6 protein-coding genes are annotated in these 2,970 nt (G+C 66.4%); 2 read left to right on the forward strand and 4 right to left on the reverse strand.

All coding sequences use genetic code 11. The features are described 5' to 3' along the window. The 4 genes from VJ655_RS17325 to VJ655_RS17340 form a co-directional block, all read right to left on the reverse strand. Positions 1–609 (reverse strand): diguanylate cyclase domain-containing protein (locus tag VJ655_RS17325; protein WP_324113237.1); only part of this gene is annotated, 609 nt, incomplete at its 3' end. A gap of 305 nt (positions 610–914) precedes the next feature. Then, entirely contained in the window at positions 915–1,550 is a 636-nt protein-coding gene (locus VJ655_RS17330) for a carboxymuconolactone decarboxylase family protein (RefSeq protein WP_324113239.1), read from the reverse strand. Beyond that, positions 1,550–2,074 carry a VOC family protein gene (locus VJ655_RS17335; RefSeq protein WP_324113240.1) on the reverse strand — a complete coding sequence of 175 codons (525 nt, stop codon included), beginning with the start codon at positions 2,072–2,074 and terminating at the stop codon, positions 1,550–1,552. Before VJ655_RS17335 ends, VJ655_RS17330 begins: the two co-directional genes overlap by 1 nt. A gap of 129 nt (positions 2,075–2,203) precedes the next feature. Then, positions 2,204–2,569: a phage holin family protein gene (locus VJ655_RS17340; RefSeq protein WP_324113242.1), complete on the reverse strand. Its 366-nt coding sequence runs from the start codon at positions 2,567–2,569 to the stop codon at positions 2,204–2,206. A gap of 107 nt (positions 2,570–2,676) precedes the next feature. Here VJ655_RS17340 and VJ655_RS17345 point away from each other — a divergent pair, with 107 nt between their 5' ends. Both VJ655_RS17345 and VJ655_RS17350 read left to right on the forward strand, forming a co-directional pair. After that, a complete protein-coding gene (locus tag VJ655_RS17345; RefSeq protein ID WP_324113243.1) occupies positions 2,677–2,781 on the forward strand; it encodes a hypothetical protein in 105 nt (34 codons plus the stop codon). Beyond that, positions 2,778–2,970: sigma-70 factor domain-containing protein (locus tag VJ655_RS17350; RefSeq protein ID WP_324113245.1), on the forward strand; the 193-nt coding region annotated here is incomplete at its 3' end. The genes VJ655_RS17345 and VJ655_RS17350, both read left to right, overlap by 4 nt.

Consider the following 2,970-nt stretch of genomic DNA (forward strand, 5'->3'; position numbering starts at 1 on the left):
GCGCAGCAGGGCGTCGCCCAGCGGGTGGCCCAGGGTGTCGTTGACGGTCTTGAAGCGATCCAGGTCGATGAAGTGCACCGCCAGCTGGTCGCCCTTGCGCGCCCGCCGGGCCAGGGCCTCGGTCAGGGATTTCTGGAACAACACCCGGTTGGGCAGGTCCGTCAGCGGATCGTAGTGGGCCAGCCGTGCGATCTGCGCCACGCCCCGGCGGTTGGTCTCGTTGGTGGCCTGCAGCAGGCCCAGCACCGTGCCCACACCCAGATAGCGTTCGCGCTCGGTGACGATGAAGCCGCGCAGCAGGTCCGAGGCGCGGTAGGACAGGCTGTCGGTGGTGAAGGCGGCCAGCTCGGTGTCGGCGTCCACCACCAGGGGCTCGCGGTCCATCAGCGTCGAGATCGGCCGGTTGGCGTAGAGGGCGCGGCCGTACTCGGCGGCCATGCGCAGGAAGAAGGCGTTGCGCTCGACGATGCCGATCGGCCGGTCCTCGCCGTCGACGACCGGAACGATCAGGGTGTCGGGCTCCTCGCGGAAGCGCTCGTAGAGCGTCCTGCCCAGATCGTCCTGACGCGCTGGCGTCAGAGAAGAAACCGTGTCCCGCAAGGTGAACATGAATACGCCTCCACTTGGAGTGGCGAAGATCATTTCTCGACTAACGGGCGGCTAATGGACGCACTGACGACGGGTTATTTCGCTAAAACTTCATGGCGCCGTCACAGTGCTTACGATGGCGTTTACCGTGACTGGAAGCGCGGTCAGATCTCGCGATCGAACGAAGACACTCCACCTCGTCATCCCGGGAGCCTCACAGAGGCTATCCGGGACCCAGGGGCGGCGCACCGCGGTCGCCTCTCGATCCCGGCTCTCCGCGCTTCGCGCTACGGCCAGGATGACGAAAAGAGGTGAACGCTTGCCCCCTACCGCCCCGTATCCATGAAGTCCCGCGCGGCGAAGTCCTCCGGCGCGGCGACCTCGACCACCGGTTCGTCGCGGTCGTCGAACTCGGTGCGCAGGGCCCGGCTCATCACCGCATGCATCTCATAGAGGCAGGTGATGTAGGTCAGCTCCAGGATCTGTTCGTCGGAGAGGAACGCCTTCAGCGCCGCGAAGACACCATCGGCGATCCGACCGCCGTCCAGGACGAGGCCGTCGGCATAGGCCAGCACCGCCCGCTCGTTCGTGTCGAACACGGTCGAGACCTGCCAGTGCGGCACGGCGGCGATCTTGTCCTCCGAGACCCCCAGGCCGCGCAGCGACTTGCAGTGCTGGGAGAACACGAACTGGCTGCCGCGCGCCCAGCCGGCCCGGGTCTGGGCCAGCTCGCGCAGCACCGGGTCGATCTTGCGGGCCGGGTCGCGATAGAGGGCGAAGCCCTGGGCGGCGTGGCGCAGCACGTCGGGGCTGCCGGCGAACACCGTCCACCAGTCGCCGCGCGTGCCGGTGGCCGTGCCGGGCTGGGCGACCGGATCGCGATCGCCGAACAGCAGGTCGTAGAGCTTCAGCGTCCCCTTGTCGGCGACCTCGGCGCGGGGGACCTCGCGCAGGCGGGGCATCAGGCGTCCACCGTGGCGCGGGCCGGTTCGTGCCGCACGTCCTCGGGCCCGAAATCGCGGGTGAAGGCGGCCAGCTCCATCATGATCCCGTTGGGGTCGGTGAAATAGACCGAGCGGACGAAGACGCCGGGGTGAAGCTTCCTCGCCACGCCCATCTCGCTGTCGTCGTGATTGACCACCATCGGGAAGGCCGGGACGCCCGCCGCCTGCAATCGCCCGAGACAGGCCTCGAGGTCGGCCTCGTCGACGGTGAAGGCCACGTGGTTCATCGAGCCGACGGCGGTCTTGGAGTCGGCCGGAAACTGGCGCACCGAGGCGATCCCCGGCGCGGCCGGCGGCGTATCCGGCCACCAGAAGAAGGCCAGGCAAGAGCCCGCCCCGCAATCGAAGAAGAAATGCTGGCCGCCGTCCGGCAGGGCCACCGTCTTGACGAGGGGCATCTGCAGCACCTCGGTATAGAACTTCACCGTCTCGGCCATGTCGCGGCAGACCAAGGCCAGGTGATTGACGCCGGTGATCTTCATCTCGGCTTCCTCCCGAAGACCGAGGTTATCCGAAGTCAACGCAGGACGCAGCTTGCCGCGACGTCCACCACAAGAACAATTCGTCCCACGACGTGTTCGCCGGATGACGATGACGGGTTTGGGACGCCCCTATTCCCGCCCCACCTGAACCTGGACTTCGCCCAACAAGACCTGGCCGATCCAGCTGACGACGCCGGTCACCACCGCCGCCTGCACGCCCGCCCACAGGCCGTCGACCGCCAGGCCGTTCAGCAGCCAGGCCACCAGCCCGATCATCGCCGCGTTCACCACCAGCAGGAACAGCCCCAGGGTGACGATGGTCAGCGGCAGGGTCAGGAGGGTCACCACGGGCCGGACCACGGCGTTGACGACGCCCAGCAGGAAACCGGCGATGATCAAGGTCTTCCAACCGTCGGCGGTGACGCCCGGAACGATCCGCGCGGCCACCCACAGACCCGCGGCGGCGATCAGGAGGCGAAGGATGAAGCGGATCATGCGGTGTGATTCCCCACGTTGAAGCCCTATGATTGGCTCAGTCCGCGCTTTGATCAAAGTGACGCCGCATTCGTACAATATCCCAGCGGGCAACTCGGACATTACAAATGCGTTACCACCCTTCCAACCGCCGTTTCGCGAACTATCTAGTCCCTCGTGTGGGGGATGATCGCGCGCGATTGGCGAGCGGATCCGCACGCAAGGGGATATGAATAGAATGGCCGTGAATTCTCTATCGGTGATGTCGCCGGACGGCGGCCTGTCGCGATACCTCACCGAGATCCGCAAATTTCCGATGCTGCCCAAGGACGAGGAGTTCATGCTCGCCCAGCGCTGGAAAGAGCATCAGGACGCCGAAGCCGCCCACAAGATGGTGACCTCGCACCTGCGTCTGGTGGCCA

Origin of the sequence: Caulobacter sp., assembly GCF_035254145.1 — a bacterium.
In the GTDB taxonomy this organism is placed as follows: Bacteria; Pseudomonadota; Alphaproteobacteria; order Caulobacterales; family Caulobacteraceae; genus Caulobacter.

Bases quoted from the DNA above. Each gene is read 5' to 3' on its own strand.
- VJ655_RS17330 (WP_324113239.1), bottom strand. From the start codon at position 1,550: ATGCCCCGCCTGCGCGAGGTCCCCCGCGCCGAGGTCGCCGACAAGGGG.
- VJ655_RS17335 (WP_324113240.1), bottom strand. From the start codon at position 2,074: ATGAAGATCACCGGCGTCAATCACCTGGCCTTGGTCTGCCGCGACATG.
- VJ655_RS17340 (WP_324113242.1), bottom strand. From the start codon at position 2,569: ATGATCCGCTTCATCCTTCGCCTCCTGATCGCCGCCGCGGGTCTGTGG.
- VJ655_RS17345 (WP_324113243.1), top strand. From the start codon at position 2,677: ATGCGTTACCACCCTTCCAACCGCCGTTTCGCGAACTATCTAGTCCCT.